This window comes from Streptomyces sp. Edi2, from assembly GCF_040253635.1.
GTDB lineage: Bacteria > Actinomycetota > Actinomycetes > Streptomycetales > Streptomycetaceae > Streptomyces.
This window is the reverse complement of the sequence record NZ_JBEJGX010000003.1, coordinates 6709024-6723969: the sequence shown is the minus strand read 5'-3', so window position 1 is coordinate 6723969 and position 14946 is coordinate 6709024. Positions and strand designations below refer to the sequence as shown.

Sequence of the window (14946 nt, the reverse complement as noted above, 5' to 3'; positions counted from 1 at the left end):
TCCCCACTGCAGACTGCACGCCTCGATCGAAGGTCGATGATGACACGCCCTCAGGGGCCCGGATGGCGGCCGGAGCGTCCCGATGCCATGACGTGATCAGGCTGTGACCGGTCGTTCGAGCAACGCCAGCGCCTGCCCGGGAAGTTCCGCCCGGTGCTCGGCGGCGCCGCTGAGCCAGTGGACCCGCGGGTCCCGGCGGAACCACGAGTCCTGGCGGCGCGCGAAGCGCTTGGTGGCGCGCACCGTCTCGTCGCGCGCCTCCTGCTCGGTGCACTCCCCCGCGAGCTGGGCCAGCACCTGCTGATAGCCGAGCGCCCGCGAGGCCGTACGGCCCGCGCGGAGCCCCTGGCCCTCCAGCCGGCGCACCTCGTCGACCAGGCCCGCCTCCCACATGCGGTCGACCCGGCGGGCGATCCGTTCGTCGAGCTCGGGGCGCTCGACGTCGACGCCGATCTGCAGGGTGTCGTAGACCGCTTCGTGGCCGGGGAGGTTCGCGGTGAAGGGGCGGCCGGTGATCTCGATGACCTCCAGGGCGCGCACGATGCGGCGGCCGTTGCTCGCCAGGATCGCGCGGCCCGCCCCGGGGTCGGCGGCGGCCAGCCGGGCGTGGAGGGGGCCGCTGCCGAGTTCGGCCAGTTCGGCCTCCAGGCGGGCGCGCACCTCCGGGTCGGTGCCGGGGAAGTCGAGGGCGTCGATCGCGCCGCGTACATACAGGCCGGAGCCGCCGACGAGGACCGGGGTGCGGCCCTCGGCGAGCAGCTGGTCGATCTCGGCGCGGGCCAGCCGCTGGTACTCGGCGACGCTGGCGGCGCAGGTCACGTCCCAGATGTCCAGGAGGCGGTGCGGGACACCCTGCTGCTCCTCGGGCGTGAGCTTGGCGGTGCCGATGTCCATGCCGCGGTAGAGCTGCATGGAGTCGGCATTGATGACCTCGCCCCCCACATGCTGTGCGAGCGCGACGCCCAGATCGGACTTTCCGGCCGCGGTGGGACCGACGACGGCGATGACCCGCGGAGCGGGAACGACGGTGTTCACCCCGTCAGTCTCGCAAACATCGCACCCCCGTCCCGAACGAGCGACGTGACGGGCAACCGATGGGGTCGTTGCCTGTTGCGAGGTCCCGAGAAGCCGGTGCGCCGTCACCGGCGCCCGCGGGCGGCGCAAGGGACCGTTCCCCCGGCGGCACGGGATGTCGCCATCTGAAGAGCGTAGGAGCAGTTATGGGCGTGTTTTCGCGGTTTCGCCGCCGTAAGTCCGAAGCGTCGGCGGAGGAGCCTGCCGCCGCGGCGGTGACGGCCGGGGCGGAGCAGCCGGCGGAGGCGGAAGAGCCTGTGGAGAAGCCGGCGTCGGCGGTTGTTCCGGCGGCCGCGGAGGCTGCTGATGCGGCCGGGGAGGCTGCCGATGCGGCCGGGGGAGACTCTTGCGCGGACGAGGGCGCCGCCGACCGCGCCGCAGCCCCGGAAGCGTCCGCAGGGCCTGCGGCCGGGACGGCAGCCGGCGACGGGCCGCCGGCGGAGAAGGCCGGTGAGAGCGCCGGGATCCCCCGGCAGCAGTCGGCCGAGGCCGCCGCGGACAGCGAGAGCGCACGGCAGTAGCCCGCCGTGCTCACCGTGCTCGCTGTACGGAGCCCGACGGCCGCGGGGCGAAGTACCTCGCGGCCGTCGGCGTACCCGCCCTCGGTATTGCGCTAAGACCAGGACGCCACGAAGTACCCCACGCCGTACGGGGCCTCCGCGCGCAGCAGCCGTCCGCTCAGGCCCGCGTCCCCGGCCGCGCCCGCCAGCACCTGCCAGCAGGCCCGTCCGGACGCCTGGAGAGCGGCGGCCGGCTCCATGTCCAGGGCGGCCAGCGCCTCGGTGTCGGCGGTGCCCAGGGCGCGGGCCGCGGCGGCGTCGAAGGCCTCGGCCCGCTCGTCGAAGTAGCCGGGCGCCTTCACCGTCCGGCAGGCGCTGCCGTCGCCCATCACCAGCAGTGCCACCCGGGGCGCGGATGCCGCGATCTCCCGGCCCGCCGGCAGTGCACGGTCGCGGGGCAGCGACTCGGCCACCCCCAGCGCCTCCACGGGGGCCCCGGACCACTCGGTACGCAACAGCAGCCAGGCGCCGACCGACAACGACGGCGGGAGTTCCCGCTCCGGCACGGTCTTCGCGGCGCCCAGCCGCACCTCCAGATCCACCCCGAAACCGCGGAACGAGCCCAGGGCGCCCTGCAGATACGGGCCCTGGGCAGCCTCGTCGGCCGGGCCGAGGACGACCAGCCGGTCGGGGCGGGCCGCGGCGAGCACGCCGACCGCGTCCAGGCAGGCGGCGCGCAGCGCATCGAGTTCGGGCGCCGCCCCGGCGGCCACCTCCGGGACGAGGAGCGGCGGGCAGGGGCAGACAGCGGCGGCTACGAGCATGCCACGCAGCGTAACGCCCCGGCTGCGGAGCCGGTCAGGGCGCCCTGCGGGGGCGCCGTGCCAGGCGGTCGGCACCGAGACCGGCGGTCACTGCCGGTCAGTCGGAGTCGCGGCCGGCAGTCACGGCCTATCAGTCGCAGCCGCAGCCGGCAGTCAGGGCGCGGTCAGTCGCAGCCGCAGCCCGCGGTGGGCGCCGGGCTCGGTGCCGGGGCGCCGATGGTGGGCAGGCCCAGCAGCACGCCCTGGGGCTTCTGTGCCGGGGCGGCGTTGCGCTTCTCCCAGGCGTCACCGGCCCGGGTGCGGCGGACCGCCTTGGCCGGGCCCTCCGCCAGGAGGTGGTGCGGAGCGGCGTAGGTGATCTCGACGGTCACCGTGTCGCCGGGGCGGACCGGCTCGTCGGGGCGGGTGAAGTGCACCAGGCGGTTGTCGGGGGCCCGCCCGGACAGACGGTGGGTCGCCTCGTCCTTGCGGCCCTCGCCCTCGGCGACCAGGACCTCCAGGGTGCGGCCGACCTGCTTCTTGTTCTCCTCCCAGGAGATCTCCTCCTGGAGGGCGACCAGGCGCTCGTAGCGCTGCTGGACGACGGCCTTGGGGATCTGCCCTTCCATGTCGGCCGCCGGGGTACCGGGGCGCTTGGAGTACTGGAAGGTGAAGGCCTGGGCGAAGCGGGACGCGCGGACCGTGTGCAGGGTCTGCTCGAAGTCCTCCTCGGTCTCGCCGGGGAAGCCGACGATGATGTCCGTGGAGATGGCGGCCTCCGGCATCGCGGCGCGCACCTTCTCGATGATGCCAAGGAAGCGCTCCTGGCGGTACGAGCGGCGCATCGCCTTGAGCACGGTGTCCGAGCCGGACTGCAGCGGCATGTGGAGCTGGGGCATGACGTTGGGCGTCTCGGCCATGGCGGCGATGACGTCGTCGGTGAAGTCGCGGGGGTGCGGGGAGGTGAAGCGGACCCGCTCCAGGCCCTCGATCCGCCCGCAGGCGCGCAGCAGTTTGCTGAAGGCCTCGCGGTCGCCGATGTCGGAGCCGTAGGCGTTGACGTTCTGGCCGAGCAGGGTGATCTCGCTGACGCCCTCGGCGACCAGTGCCTCGATCTCGGCGAGGATGTCGCCGGGCCGGCGGTCCTTCTCCTTGCCGCGCAGCGCCGGGACGATACAGAAGGTGCAGGTGTTGTTGCAGCCCACCGAGATCGAGACCCAGGCCGCGTACGCGCTCTCGCGCCGGGTGGGCAGGGTCGAGGGGAACGCCTCCAGCGACTCGGCGATCTCGACCTGTGCCTCTTCCTGGATGCGGGCACGCTCCAGCAGCACCGGCAGCTTGCCGATGTTGTGCGTCCCGAAGACCACGTCGACCCAGGGGGCCTTCTTGACGATGGTGTCGCGGTCCTTCTGGGCCAGGCACCCGCCCACGGCGATCTGCATACCGGGGCGCGCGGCCTTCTTCGGGGCGAGCTGGCCGAGGTTGCCGTAGAGCCGGTTGTCGGCGTTCTCCCGCACCGCGCAGGTGTTGAAGACCACCACGTCGGCGCCCTCGCCGTCCTTGGGCGCGGGGACGTATCCGGCCTCTTCCAGCAGGCCCGACAGCCGTTCGGAGTCGTGGACGTTCATCTGGCACCCGTAGGTGCGGATCTCGTAACTCTTGTTCACGCCCACTGCCTGGCTCCGGTCGCTGCTGGTCATGCAACAAGGGTAGGCGGTACGGGAAGTACCTCCCGCCGCGGAGTCTTCGGGCCGGATCCGGCCCCGGGTAGGCGGCGACGCGGGCGGCCCGCCTCACAAAGCCAGCACGATGGCGGCGCCGGCACCGCCCGCCACCAGCGCGAAGGCCGCGCTGCCCAGGCCGCCGTGCCCCCAGCGGAAGGGGCGGTCGAGCGCGAAGCGGCCGGGCCCGGTGGCCGCGACGGCCAGCGCGACGACGGCGATGGTCAGGGGATATTCGATGCCGCCGGTCATCGCCCAGAACCCCTGGGGCGCCGAGGTGGCCATGGCGTTGATCATCACGCCGATGAGTGCGGCAGCCGCGAGGGGCGTGAGCAGTCCCACGGCGAGGCCGAGGCCGCCGAGGAATTCCGAGACCCCGGCGAGACAGGCGAAGACCTGGCCGGGGCGGTAGCCGAGGGCCGCGAAGCCCTTGCCGGTGGCGGCGAGGCCGTGGCCGCCGAAGATCCCGAAGAGCTTCTGGGCACCGTGTCCGGCGAGGATCAGTCCCACGGCCAGGCGCAGGAGGAGCAGGCCGAGGTCGGCGGCGAGCGGAGGTGAGCGGAGGGTGCCGGGCCGGGCATGGGCATCCGTCCGCGGCTCGGTGCGCAATTTCAGCGGTTTCATGGGGACTCGCTTCCCGCACCGGCGCGTCAGGGCTGCGGTGTCGGACACCTGCGCCGGTGCGCTCATGGTGGAGGGGATCGAGTGGGGTGCGCGCCGGCCGGCGCGCGGTGGGAGACCTGCCAGGTCCCCGCTACGTCGGAAGTCGGGAGGATTGAAACCTCCACCATCGATCGTGCTACGCGAAGCGCCGTCTGCAAAGGGCGGTCGCGCACCGGGGCGCCCCGTCCGGGTGCCGCACCTCCCGCCAGGAGGTCCCGCACCTCCCCTCAGGAAGCCCTGCCCCTCCCTTTCCCGCCGCGGTACTGGCAGGATCCCGCCCATGGTCACAGCATTCTCCCGCGCCGGCCGCCGGGCCTTCCAGGCGGCGGTCGCGGCACTGGTCGCCCTCGGGCTGGCGCTGTGGTGGCTGCTGGCGATGGGCGGTGAGCCCACACCCCGTGGCTCGCTGACGCTGGCGACGGGCGTGCCGACCGGCGTGTACGCGCGCTACGGGGAGCTGCTGAAGCAGGATCTGGCCCACGACCTGCCGGACGTCGATCTGCGGCTGGCCCGCACCGAGGGCTCCATCGACAATCTGCGGCAACTGGTCTCCGGGCGCGCGGACTTCGCCATCGCGACGGCCGACGCGGTCGCCACGTACCAGGTCAGGGGCGAGCCGGGCGCGGACCGGCTGCGGGCCTGCGCCCGGCTCTACGACGACTACATGCAGCTGGTGGTGCCGAAGAAGTCCGCGGTGCGCTCGACGAAGGACCTGCGGGGGCTGCGGGTGGGGGTGGGGACCGACGACTCCGGGGTCCAGCTGGTCACCCGGCGGCTGGTGGAGGCGGCCGGGCTGGACTTCCACAAGGACATCGAGCCGGTGCGGGTCGGCATCGACCAGATGCCGAAGCTGCTGGAGCAGCACAAACTGGATGCCTTCTTCTGGTCCGGCGGGCTGCCGACGACGGCCGTGCAGCGCCTGGCAGAGCGCTTCCCGGTGCGGCTGGTCCAGCTCGGTGATCTCAGCCCGGCGCTGCACCGGGAGGGCGAGCGCACCCGCCACTACCGGGCGGCGGTGCTGCCCGCCGATGCCTATCCCCTGGCCCAGGACGGGCAGGCGGTGAAGACGATCGCGGTGGCGAATCTGCTGGTCACGACCGACCGGGAGGATCCGGTGATGACCCAGGGCATCACCCGTACGGTCATCGACAGCCGCGACTGGATCGGGCGCCAGGTCCATGCCGCGCAGAAGGTGGATCTGCGGACGGCGGTGTTCACCGATCCGCTGGAGCTCCATGTGGGCGCCCGGCGCTATTACCTGTCCCAGAAGCCGTGAGCCGGGAGCCGTGAGCCGGAAGCACTGCGGCGCCGAGGCGCAGGCGCTGGGCGGGAAGCGCCGGGGCCGCGGCGTCCGCGAACGGACCGGGGCCCGCACAGGACGAACCGGTGCGGGCCCCGATCACGGGACGCGAGAGCGTCAGGCGGCGACGATGTTCTCCGCCTGCGGGCCCTTCGGGCCCTGGGTCACGTCGAAGGTGACCTTCTGGCCCTCGAGGAGCTCACGGAAGCCCTGGGCAGCGATGTTCGAGTAGTGGGCGAAGACATCGGGGCCGCCGCCGTCCTGCTCGATGAAGCCGAAGCCCTTTTCCGAGTTGAACCACTTGACGGTGCCGGAAGCCATGTTTTTCTCCTTCATGGGGCAAGCCGGAGACCACACTGCGCGGCCTCCTTGTCGCCGAGATGATTGCCCCACACCGGAACAGGTCCGGAAAACAAGGAACGCCCGGGGCATCCAGCCTCCGGGCGCGCACAAAGTTCATCATGGGTACCACAACTGCAACGCCGTTCACGATAGCACAGGTGCCGGGGAGACCCCGCAAACCGTGCCCGCCGCCGCGCGTCCCGTGCGAGCCGCCCCGTCACGGCGCCTCACCACGGCGCCCCGTCACGGTCCGGTGCGCGGCACGGTGACCGTGACCTTCAGCCCGTGCGGCGGGTGCGGGGCGTAGGCGATGGTGGCGCCGCCCGCGGTGAGCAGGGCGCGGGTGATCGAGAGACCGAGCCCGGAGCCGGAGACGTTCTGGTGGCGGCCGCTGCGCCAGAAGCGGTCACCGATCCGGGCGAGTTCGTCCTCGGTCAGGCCGGGTCCGCGGTCCTCGACGGTGACATGGACACACTCGCCCGCCGGTGCGACACCGACGGTGACCGGCCGGCCCTCCGGGGTGAACTTCAGGGCGTTGTCGACGACGGCGTCCAGCGCGCTGGACAGCGCGACCGGGTCGGCCCAGCCGGTGACGGCGCGCTGGCCTTCGTAGGTGAGGAGGACGCCCTTGTCGTCGGCCAGCGGGCGCCAGGAGTCGACGCGCTCGGCGGCCAGCGCCGCGACATCGGTGAGCTGGAGGTCGGCGGCGGTGTGTTCGGCCAGCGCGAGGTCGAGCAGATCGTCCAGGACGCGGGCCAGCCGCTTGCCCTCGGTGCGGACCGAGGCGATCTCCGCGTTGCCGTCGGGGAGTTCGAGGGCCAGCAGCTCGATCCGCAGCAGCAGCGCGGACAGCGGGTTGCGCAGTTGGTGAGAGGCGTCGGCGACGAAGGCGCGCTGCTGCTCCAGGACGTCCTCGACGTGGTCGGCCATCTCGTTGAACGAGCGGGCCAGCCGGCGCAGTTCGGGCGGTCCTGCGGTGGCTGCCACGCGGGCGTTCATCCGGCCGGTGGCGATGTCGTGGCTGGCCGTGTCCAGGACCCGTACCGGCCGCAGCACCCAGCCGGTGAGGCGGAAGGCCGCGGCGACGGCGACGAGCATGGCCGCGCACTCCCCGGCCGCGATCAGCAGCCAGCTGCGCAGCACGCGGGCGCGCAGGTGCCCGGTGGGCGAGTCGGTCGTCACGACGGCGACCACATCGCCGTCGCGGATCACCGGTGAGGCGACCGGAATGCGTCCGGTGTCGTCCCAGGGCCAGATCTGGTGCGGATCGTGGCTGCGGCGGCCCGCCAGCGCCTCGCGGAAGGCCTGGGCGCCCTCGCCGTCGCGGGGCGCCGGCATACCGGCCGGGGCGGCGGCCATCGGGGTGTGATCGCGGTAGAAGACGCCGGCCCGTATGCCGTAGAGGCCGTAGTAGCGCGCGAGCTCGGTACGGAGGGTGGCCAGCCGCTCGTCCTCCTCGGGGGTCTTGTGGTCGGTGGCCGTGGCGGGGCGGGCGGTGACGAACTGGGCGAGGGAGGCGAAGCGCGCGGCGTCGTCGATCCGGTCGACGACCACCCGCTGCTGTTCCACGCCGGCGGTGATGACGCCCAGCGGGATACCCAGCGCAAGCAGCACACCGGCCATGAGGACGATGAGGAGCGGGAGGAGTCGGGTGCGCACCTGGCAGCGGCGGCCTTCAGGAGGCCGGGGAGGCCGGCAGCCGCCGCCCCGCGCCGGCGGCCGGGACGACCAGGCGGTAGCCGACGCCGCGCACCGTCTCGATCAGAGCGGGCATCCGCAGCTTGGCGCGGAGCGAGGCGATATGGACCTCCAGGGTCCGGCCGGTGCCCTCCCAGCTCGTGCGCCACACCTCGCTGATGATCTGTTCCCGGCGGAAGACCACACCGGGCCGCTGGGCGAGCAGCGCCAGCAGGTCGAACTCCTTGCGGGTGAGCGGGATCGCGGCGCCGTCCACGGACACCTGACGGGTGGGGAGTTCGACGGTGACCGCGCCCAGGTACAGCGCCTCGCCGGGGGCGCCTTCGTCGGCGGGCTGCTCGGCGCCGCCGGGCGCGCCTCGCCGGCTCACCGCATGGATACGGGCCAGCAGCTCGCCGGTGTCGTACGGCTTGACGACATAGTCGTCGGCGCCGAGGTTGAGGCCGTGGATGCGGGAGCGCACATCGGAGCGCGCGGTGACCATGATGACGGGGATGGCGCAGAGCTTGCGGATCCGGCCGCACACCTCGAAGCCGTCCTGGTCGGGCAGCCCGAGGTCGAGCAGCACCACCGCGAACGGCTCCGCACCGGCGGGCAGCAGGGCCTTGAGGGCCTCCTCGCCGTTGCGTGCGTGGACGACGGACAGTCCGTGCTTGGCCAGCACCGCGGACAGGGCCGCGGCGACATGATCGTCGTCCTCGACGAGCAGCAGTCTCATGCGGGCCTCCTCTCCGGGGTGCGTGTGCAGGGCCACAGGGCATCTACGGCGATACGAGGCATGCGCGTCAAGAGGAGGCCACCTCCTGGCCGCCATCCGTTACCCAGCCGGTACGCCCGCGGGGCCGGGCCGGCGTCGCCCTGCGCACCACCCGCTTGACGCAGAGTGTCCGTTTGCGGCCGGATCGTTATGCTCAAGTTCCCCTCAGAAGTAATGACGCTGGTCGCAGGGCGTCATTAGGGTCCTCCCAACCGAGGAGGACGGAGCTACACGCCGATGAGCGAAGTATCGGTGACCAAGAACGCCGAGGGTCCCGCGCCCGCAGGGGACCAGCTGGTCGTGCTGGACAACGTGAACAAGCACTTCGGCGCGCTGCACGTGCTCCAGGACATCGACCTGACGATCCACCGCGGCGAGGTCGTCGTCGTGATCGGGCCTTCGGGCTCGGGCAAGTCGACGCTCTGCCGCACGATCAACCGCCTGGAGACCATAGACAGCGGCAGCATCACGATCGACGGGAAGCCGTTGCCGCAGGAGGGACGGGAGCTGGCCCGGCTGCGTGCCGACGTGGGCATGGTCTTCCAGTCCTTCAACCTCTTCGCGCACAAGACGGTGCTCGAGAACGTGATGCTGGGGCAGACCAAGGTCCGCAGGACGGACAGGGCCGAAGCCATGGCGAAGGCCCGCACCCTGCTCGACCGGGTCGGCGTCGGCACCCAGGCGGACAAGTACCCCGCACAGCTCTCCGGCGGTCAGCAGCAGCGGGTGGCGATCGCCCGTGCGCTGGCGATGGACCCGAAGGTGATGCTGTTCGACGAGCCCACGTCTGCGCTCGACCCGGAAATGATCAATGAGGTGCTGGACGTGATGCAGCAGCTCGCCCGGGACGGCATGACGATGATCGTGGTCACCCATGAGATGGGGTTCGCGCGCTCCGCGGCGAACCGGGTCGTCTTCATGGCGGACGGCCGCATCGTCGAAGAGGCTGAGCCGAACCAGTTCTTCAACAACCCGCGCAGCGACCGCGCCAAGGACTTCCTGTCGAAGATCCTCCACCACTGAGGCCGCAGTCGGGCCACCGTCATTGCCAACACTTGCTGAACCAAAGGATGTTCACCATGAGGATTCGTAAAACGGCTGCGGCCGGTGCGGTGGTGCTCGCGCTGGCGGCCACGGCGACTGCGTGCGGCGGGGACAAGGGAACGGCGGGCGACAAGCCGGCCGGCGGCGAGGTCTTCAGCGGCACCTACAAGGTCGCCTCGGCACCGAAGATCGCTTCCCCGGTGCTGAAGAAGGCCCAGAAGGCCAAGAAGATCGTCATCGGTGTGAAGGCCGACCAGCCGTTCCTGGGCTTCAAGGACACCGCCGGCAAATACTCCGGCTTCGACATCGAGATCGCCAAGATGGTCGCCGCCGACCTGGGCTTCTCCGAGAAGCAGATCGAGTACAAGACGATCGACTCCAACGTCCGTGAGACCACCATCTCCCACGGCCAGGTCGACTACTACGTCGGTACCTACACGATCAACGACGAGCGCAAGAAGCAGGTCGGCTTCGCGGGCCCGTACTACACCGCCGGCGCCGACCTCCTGGTGCGCAGGGACGACAAGGCCATCACCGGCCCGGATTCCCTCAAGGGCAAGAAGGTCTGCTCGATCGTCGGCTCGACTCCGCTGCAGGAGATCAAGAAGCCGAAGTACGGCGCGAACACCAGCGAGCAGTCGAAGTACTCGGACTGCGTCAAGAACCTCGTGGACGGCCAGGTGGACGCGGTCACCACCGACGACGCGATCCTCAAGGGCTACGCCGCACAGCGTCCCAGCCAGCTCCGGGTCGTCGGCAAGCCGTTCACCAAGGAGCCCTACGGCGTCGGCATGCGCAAGGACGACAAGGCCCTGCGCACCGCCATCACCACGGCGCTGGAGAACCACATCAAGAACGGCGACTACGAGAAGGCCTACAAGGGCACGCTCGGCAAGTCGGGTTCGCCCTTCAAGGCCCCGGAGACCCCGCTTCCGCGCGACTGAGGCACCCCGCCCACCGGACCGCGCCGCCCCGTACGCCCGCCGCGGCGGGTGTACGGGGCGCGGTGTCTTCCGCGCCGCCCCCTTTTGATCCTGTTCCCGCCGTCGACCCGACCGCTACCGCGGAGACCCCATGAACGTACTCCTCGATTACCTGCCCGAGTTCCGGGACGGGTTCCTCGGAACCCTGGCGATCACCGCGTCCAGCGCGCTGCTCGCCCTGGTCCTCGGCGTTGCCATAGCCGGCTTCCGGGTCTCTCCGGTCCCGCCGCTGCGCGCCTTCGGCACGGCCTGGGTCACGGTGCTGCGCAACACCCCGCTGACGCTGCTCTTCCTGGTCGCGTTCTTCGTCGTCCCCCAGGTGCTCTTCCGCGGCGCCAGCCCGTACATCCTGGCCACCCTGGCCCTCGGCTTCTACACCTCCTCCTTCGTCTGCGAGGCGGTGCGGTCCGGCATCAACACCGTGCCGCTGGGCCAGGCGGAGGCCGCGCGCAGCATCGGCATGACGTTCTCCCAGACGCTGCGCGAGATAGTGCTCCCCCAGGCCACCCGCACCGTACTGGCGCCGCTCAGCAGCATCTTCATCGCGCTGACGAAGAACTCCGCCATCGCCGGAGCGTTCGGCTACGGCGAGCTGTTCAACGTCTCCAAGCTGCTCAACGACAAGGGATACGCGATCGCCTGGATCTTCCTGTGGACGGCGCTCGCCTACCTCGTCATCACCTTCGCCATCAGCGGCGCCTTCCGGGTGCTGGAGCGCCGGATGGGGGTCGTGCGGTGAACGGACGCGGGAGGCCGGACGGGACGACGTGGGTGCCGCGCGCAGGCGGGGCGGAAACTAGTGAGGTAAGGGCATGAGCGGCGCCAGCGTTCTCTACGACGTACCCGGGCCGAAGGCAAGGACACGCAACCGCGTCTACGGCGTCTGCGGTGCGCTCGCGATGCTGGGACTGCTCGCGTTCGCGGTGGTCCGGCTCAACACCAAGGGCCAGCTCGAACCCGAGGTGTGGAACATCTTCAACAACGCCGGAGTGCGGACCAACATCCGCGACGGCATCCTGACGACACTTCAGGTCTTCGCGGTCGCGGCGGTGCTGTCGCTGGTCCTGGGCGTGCTGCTCGCGGTGGCGCGGCTGTCGGACCACAGGCCGGTCCGCTGGCTGGCGACCGGCTTCATCGAGCTGTTCCGCGCCGTCCCGCTGCTGATCACGATCTACGCGCTGTGGGTGGCGCTCCTGACCAACCGTGAAGCTCTCGGCCTCGGTGAGAACGGGCCGCAGTTCTGGGCACTGGTCATCGGTCTGACGGTCTACAACGGTTCGGTCCAGGCCGAAGTGCTCCGGGCCGGCGTCAACTCCGTCCCGGCGGGACAGCGTGAGGCCGCCTACGCACTCGGTATGACCAAGACCCAGGTCATGACGACGGTGCTGCTCCCGCAGGCCGTCCGCGCGATGCTTCCGACGATCATCAGCCAGCTCGTGGTGACCCTGAAGGACACCTCGCTGGGCTACATCATCACCTTCGAGGAACTGCTCTTCACCGCCCGCCAGATGAGCACCAACATCCTCGTCAACGGCAACGACACCTACGTGCCGTTCATCATCGTGACCGGAGCGATCTACGTCGCGATGTGCCTGGCGCTGTCCTCCCTCGCCAACTGGATCGAGCGGCGCGGCAGCCGGGCCAGGACCGGCATCAAGGTTGCCGCGGCCGGCGAGCCGGTGGCGGCCGGCGACGCGATGGAGGTTGCCGACGCGGTACCGGACAAGCCGGCGGCCCCGCAGGACTGAGCTCCGGCCGCTGCGCCCCCCGCGCCGCCCTGACGGCGCGCCGCCGCTGCGCGGCCGAGAGGAGACCGTCCGGAGGCGGTGGCACCGCTGCCACCGCCTCCGTCACTTGACGCGAGCGGCCGCAGTGGGTTGCATACGCTGTGTGATCACGCACCGGGCTCCAACTGCCAGTTTCCGCCTGTCCCGTACGTACCAGCGGCCCCGGGGAGCTGCGCCGTGGACCCGGTGATCGTGGTCGGAGCCGGCCCGGTCGGCCTCTCCCTCTCCCTCGCCCTCGCCCGCCTCGGCGTGCCCAGCGTCGTCCTCGACGAGACCGCCGGCCAGGAGGACACCCGGCCGGCCCGCACCGCCGTGCTCCACCAGGACACCGCCGCCTTCGTCGGCCGGCTCGGCTGTGCCGGCACCCTGGAGAGCGCCGGCACCCGCTGGACTGCCTGGCGCACGATGCGCCGCCGGCGCCTGCTGGAACGCATCGCCTTCGCCCCGCAGCCCCCGGACGGCGCCGCCCCCGCCACCGCTGTCTCCCCGGTCCACCTGCCGCAGCATGCGCTCACCCGCGCGCTGCGCGCCGCACTCGCCGACGAGAAGCTTGCCGAGATCGTCACCGGCAGCCGGCTCGCCGGCCTCGAACAGGACGAGCAGGGCGTCAGCGCCCAGACCCGCGGGCCCAACGGGACATGGTGGCGCGGGAGTTACCTCATCGGCTGCGACGGCCCCCGCTCGACGGTCCGCAAGCTGCTGGACATCCGCTTCCCCGGCCGTACGGCGGTGGAACGGCATGCGGTCGCCGCGCTGCGCTGCGAGCTCCCCTGGCCCGGCGAGGCGCTGCTGCACCGCTCGCCGCCCCGGCACGGCGGCGGACCGGGCAGCGAGGTGTCCGCCCGTCCGCTGCCCGACGGCATCTGGCGGCTGGACTGGCTGCTGCCGCCGGGGCGCGAACTGGTCACACCGGACGCCCTGGTCGCCCGGATCCGCGATTCGCTGGCCGGCTGGACCACCGAGGCCCCGGCGGACGCGGCCGGCGCGGACGGCGGCGCGGCGCCCGCACGGGGGCGCGGCCACGGGCGGCTGGTCCCGCCGTACGAACTCCTCGACACCGGGGTGCACACCGTCCACCACCGGCTGGCCAGGCGCTGGCGCCAGGGCCGCGCCTTCCTCGCCGGGGACGCCGCCCACCTGCTGGGCGCACTCGGCACCCAGGGCCTGGACGAGGGGCTGCGGGACGCCGAGAACCTTGCCTGGAAGCTGGGCCTGGCCTGGCATCACGGCGCCTGTGAGGTGCTGCTCGACAGCTACCAGGCCGAGCGCCGGGGCGCGGTCGCGGCCCGGCTGCGCGCCGCGGACCAGGCGCTGCCGCTGCTGCGCGACGGCCGCTCGGCCCGCTGGCGGACCGTGCTCCCCGGTGCGGTGCGCGGCCGCAGCACCCAGCTCACCGACGGCCATCTGAGCCGCGGCCCGCTGGGCGCGCCGCCGGTGTACGCCCGCACCCCGCTCGCGCCGCCCGTGACCGGGGGCCCCGTCGTCGAGACGGTCCCCGGCGCGGCCGTCACGGATGTGCCGGTGACCGCGTCCGACGGCTCGGTGGTCCGGCTGCGCGACCGGCTCGGGAGGGGCCTCCTGGTGGTGCTGGTGGCGCCCGGTACCGGTGTCTGGGACCGGCGGCACTGGCAGTCGGCGGGCCTGATGCCCCGGCTGACCGACGCGGTCGGCGCCCTGCCGATGGACGCGGAGATCCTGGTCACCGAGGCCTATCCGGGTGCGGCCGCGCACACCGTGCTGCTCGTACGGCCGGACGGCCATCTGGTCACCGCGCTGTCGGGGGTCCGCCCGGCCGAGATGGCCGCCTGTGCGGACGCGGTACGGGGCAGGGCGTACGGGCAGGAGGCGGAGCCCGGCCGGGAGGCCCAGCGGCCCGAGGGGACCGGCGGCTTTGGGGTGTCCTGGGAGGGCGGAGCCGGGCAGGGGGGAGCTGGGGGCGGGGAGCCCGGGGGCGGTGAACCTGGAGCCGGTGAGCCCGGGGCGGGTGGCACCGGTGGGGGCAATGCCGGGACCGGTGGAGATGGTGCGGGTGGCACCGGGGAAGGCGGAGCCGAAGCGAGTGGAGATGGTGCGGGCGGAGCCGGGGAGGGCGGGCCTTCCATGGTTGACCCTCTGCGAACGTCCATGCTTCACTCCGAGAATGACTGAACGCGGCTCGCGATTCTGGCGGAGGGTCCATCTCGACCTGCTCCGCTATGCGGGCTGCATGTGTCGTCCGTCCTGTTGATCCGCAGTTCCTGAAACCGCGCGGCCGCCTGCCCCTCCGGCAGCCGC

The 14946-nt window shown here is 72.1% G+C and carries 15 protein-coding genes; 8 read left to right on the top strand and 7 right to left on the bottom strand.

What is annotated here, in order from left to right:
• Positions 1-96: 96 nt before the first annotated feature.
• Positions 97-1035 (bottom strand): tRNA (adenosine(37)-N6)-dimethylallyltransferase MiaA, encoded by a 939-nt coding sequence (miaA, locus tag ABR737_RS32970; RefSeq protein WP_350254518.1) that lies wholly within the window; start codon positions 1033-1035, stop codon positions 97-99.
• Positions 1036-1220: 185 nt separating this feature from the next.
• Between miaA and ABR737_RS32965 the strand changes: the two genes are divergently transcribed.
• Entirely contained in the window at positions 1221-1595 is a 375-nt protein-coding gene (locus ABR737_RS32965; protein WP_350254516.1) for a hypothetical protein, read from the top strand.
• Between the two features lie 92 nt (positions 1596-1687).
• Here ABR737_RS32965 and ABR737_RS32960 read toward each other — a convergent pair whose 3' ends face one another.
• The 3 genes from ABR737_RS32960 to ABR737_RS32950 form a co-directional block, all read right to left on the bottom strand.
• Positions 1688-2398, bottom strand: coding sequence for a class III extradiol dioxygenase subunit B-like domain-containing protein (locus ABR737_RS32960; RefSeq protein WP_350254515.1), 711 nt, complete (start codon positions 2396-2398; stop codon positions 1688-1690).
• A 164-nt stretch (positions 2399-2562) separates the two neighbouring features.
• Complete coding sequence (miaB, locus tag ABR737_RS32955; protein ID WP_350254513.1) at positions 2563-4077, bottom strand: tRNA (N6-isopentenyl adenosine(37)-C2)-methylthiotransferase MiaB; 1515 nt, start codon at positions 4075-4077, stop codon at positions 2563-2565.
• 93 nt (positions 4078-4170) lie between these two features.
• A complete protein-coding gene (locus ABR737_RS32950) occupies positions 4171-4722 on the bottom strand; it encodes a DoxX family protein (RefSeq protein ID WP_350254511.1) in 552 nt (183 codons plus the stop codon).
• Between the two features lie 319 nt (positions 4723-5041).
• On the opposite strand from ABR737_RS32950, the gene ABR737_RS32945 reads away from it, so the two are divergent.
• Positions 5042-6037: a TAXI family TRAP transporter solute-binding subunit gene (locus tag ABR737_RS32945; protein WP_350254510.1), complete on the top strand. Its 996-nt coding sequence runs from the start codon at positions 5042-5044 to the stop codon at positions 6035-6037.
• Between the two features lie 141 nt (positions 6038-6178).
• Here the strand turns inward: ABR737_RS32945 and ABR737_RS32940 are convergent, their stop codons facing one another.
• The 3 genes from ABR737_RS32940 to ABR737_RS32930 form a co-directional block, all read right to left on the bottom strand.
• A complete protein-coding gene (locus ABR737_RS32940) occupies positions 6179-6382 on the bottom strand; it encodes a cold-shock protein (RefSeq protein ID WP_006602702.1) in 204 nt (67 codons plus the stop codon).
• Positions 6383-6646: 264 nt separating this feature from the next.
• Positions 6647-8062, bottom strand: coding sequence for a sensor histidine kinase (locus ABR737_RS32935; protein ID WP_350254508.1), 1416 nt, complete (start codon positions 8060-8062; stop codon positions 6647-6649).
• 16 nt (positions 8063-8078) lie between these two features.
• Positions 8079-8819 (bottom strand): response regulator transcription factor, encoded by a 741-nt coding sequence (locus ABR737_RS32930; protein ID WP_350254506.1) that lies wholly within the window; start codon positions 8817-8819, stop codon positions 8079-8081.
• Between the two features lie 276 nt (positions 8820-9095).
• Between ABR737_RS32930 and ABR737_RS32925 the strand changes: the two genes are divergently transcribed.
• The 6 genes from ABR737_RS32925 to ABR737_RS32900 all read left to right on the top strand — a co-directional run bounded on the left by ABR737_RS32925 (position 9096) and on the right by ABR737_RS32900 (position 14899).
• Positions 9096-9881, top strand: a complete 786-nt coding sequence (locus ABR737_RS32925; protein WP_350254505.1) for an amino acid ABC transporter ATP-binding protein — start codon at positions 9096-9098, stop codon at positions 9879-9881.
• 56 nt (positions 9882-9937) lie between these two features.
• On the top strand, positions 9938-10846 hold the full coding sequence (locus ABR737_RS32920; RefSeq protein WP_350254503.1) for a glutamate ABC transporter substrate-binding protein: 909 nt from the start codon (positions 9938-9940) through the stop codon (positions 10844-10846).
• A gap of 130 nt (positions 10847-10976) precedes the next feature.
• The gene (locus tag ABR737_RS32915; protein WP_350254501.1) at positions 10977-11624 is read left to right on the top strand and encodes an amino acid ABC transporter permease; all 648 of its coding nucleotides are present in this window, start codon (positions 10977-10979) and stop codon (positions 11622-11624) included.
• A gap of 73 nt (positions 11625-11697) precedes the next feature.
• Positions 11698-12633: an amino acid ABC transporter permease gene (locus ABR737_RS32910; RefSeq protein ID WP_350254500.1), complete on the top strand. Its 936-nt coding sequence runs from the start codon at positions 11698-11700 to the stop codon at positions 12631-12633.
• Between the two features lie 216 nt (positions 12634-12849).
• Positions 12850-14820: an FAD-dependent monooxygenase gene (locus ABR737_RS32905; protein ID WP_350254499.1), complete on the top strand. Its 1971-nt coding sequence runs from the start codon at positions 12850-12852 to the stop codon at positions 14818-14820.
• Complete coding sequence (locus ABR737_RS32900) at positions 14813-14899, top strand: putative leader peptide (RefSeq protein ID WP_350257014.1); 87 nt, start codon at positions 14813-14815, stop codon at positions 14897-14899. The genes ABR737_RS32905 and ABR737_RS32900 overlap by 8 nt, the downstream gene beginning before the upstream one ends.
• Positions 14900-14946 lie beyond the last annotated feature (47 nt).

Bases quoted from the DNA above. Each gene is read 5' to 3' on its own strand.
- ABR737_RS32965 (WP_350254516.1), top strand. From the start codon at position 1,221: ATGGGCGTGTTTTCGCGGTTTCGCCGCCGTAAGTCCGAAGCGTCGGCG.
- ABR737_RS32960 (WP_350254515.1), bottom strand. From the start codon at position 2,398: ATGCTCGTAGCCGCCGCTGTCTGCCCCTGCCCGCCGCTCCTCGTCCCG.
- miaB (WP_350254513.1), bottom strand. From the start codon at position 4,077: ATGACCAGCAGCGACCGGAGCCAGGCAGTGGGCGTGAACAAGAGTTAC.
- ABR737_RS32950 (WP_350254511.1), bottom strand. From the start codon at position 4,722: ATGAAACCGCTGAAATTGCGCACCGAGCCGCGGACGGATGCCCATGCC.
- ABR737_RS32945 (WP_350254510.1), top strand. From the start codon at position 5,042: ATGGTCACAGCATTCTCCCGCGCCGGCCGCCGGGCCTTCCAGGCGGCG.
- ABR737_RS32940 (WP_006602702.1), bottom strand. From the start codon at position 6,382: ATGGCTTCCGGCACCGTCAAGTGGTTCAACTCGGAAAAGGGCTTCGGC.
- ABR737_RS32930 (WP_350254506.1), bottom strand. From the start codon at position 8,819: ATGAGACTGCTGCTCGTCGAGGACGACGATCATGTCGCCGCGGCCCTG.
- ABR737_RS32925 (WP_350254505.1), top strand. From the start codon at position 9,096: ATGAGCGAAGTATCGGTGACCAAGAACGCCGAGGGTCCCGCGCCCGCA.
- ABR737_RS32920 (WP_350254503.1), top strand. From the start codon at position 9,938: ATGAGGATTCGTAAAACGGCTGCGGCCGGTGCGGTGGTGCTCGCGCTG.
- ABR737_RS32915 (WP_350254501.1), top strand. From the start codon at position 10,977: ATGAACGTACTCCTCGATTACCTGCCCGAGTTCCGGGACGGGTTCCTC.
- ABR737_RS32910 (WP_350254500.1), top strand. From the start codon at position 11,698: ATGAGCGGCGCCAGCGTTCTCTACGACGTACCCGGGCCGAAGGCAAGG.
- ABR737_RS32900 (WP_350257014.1), top strand. From the start codon at position 14,813: ATGACTGAACGCGGCTCGCGATTCTGGCGGAGGGTCCATCTCGACCTG.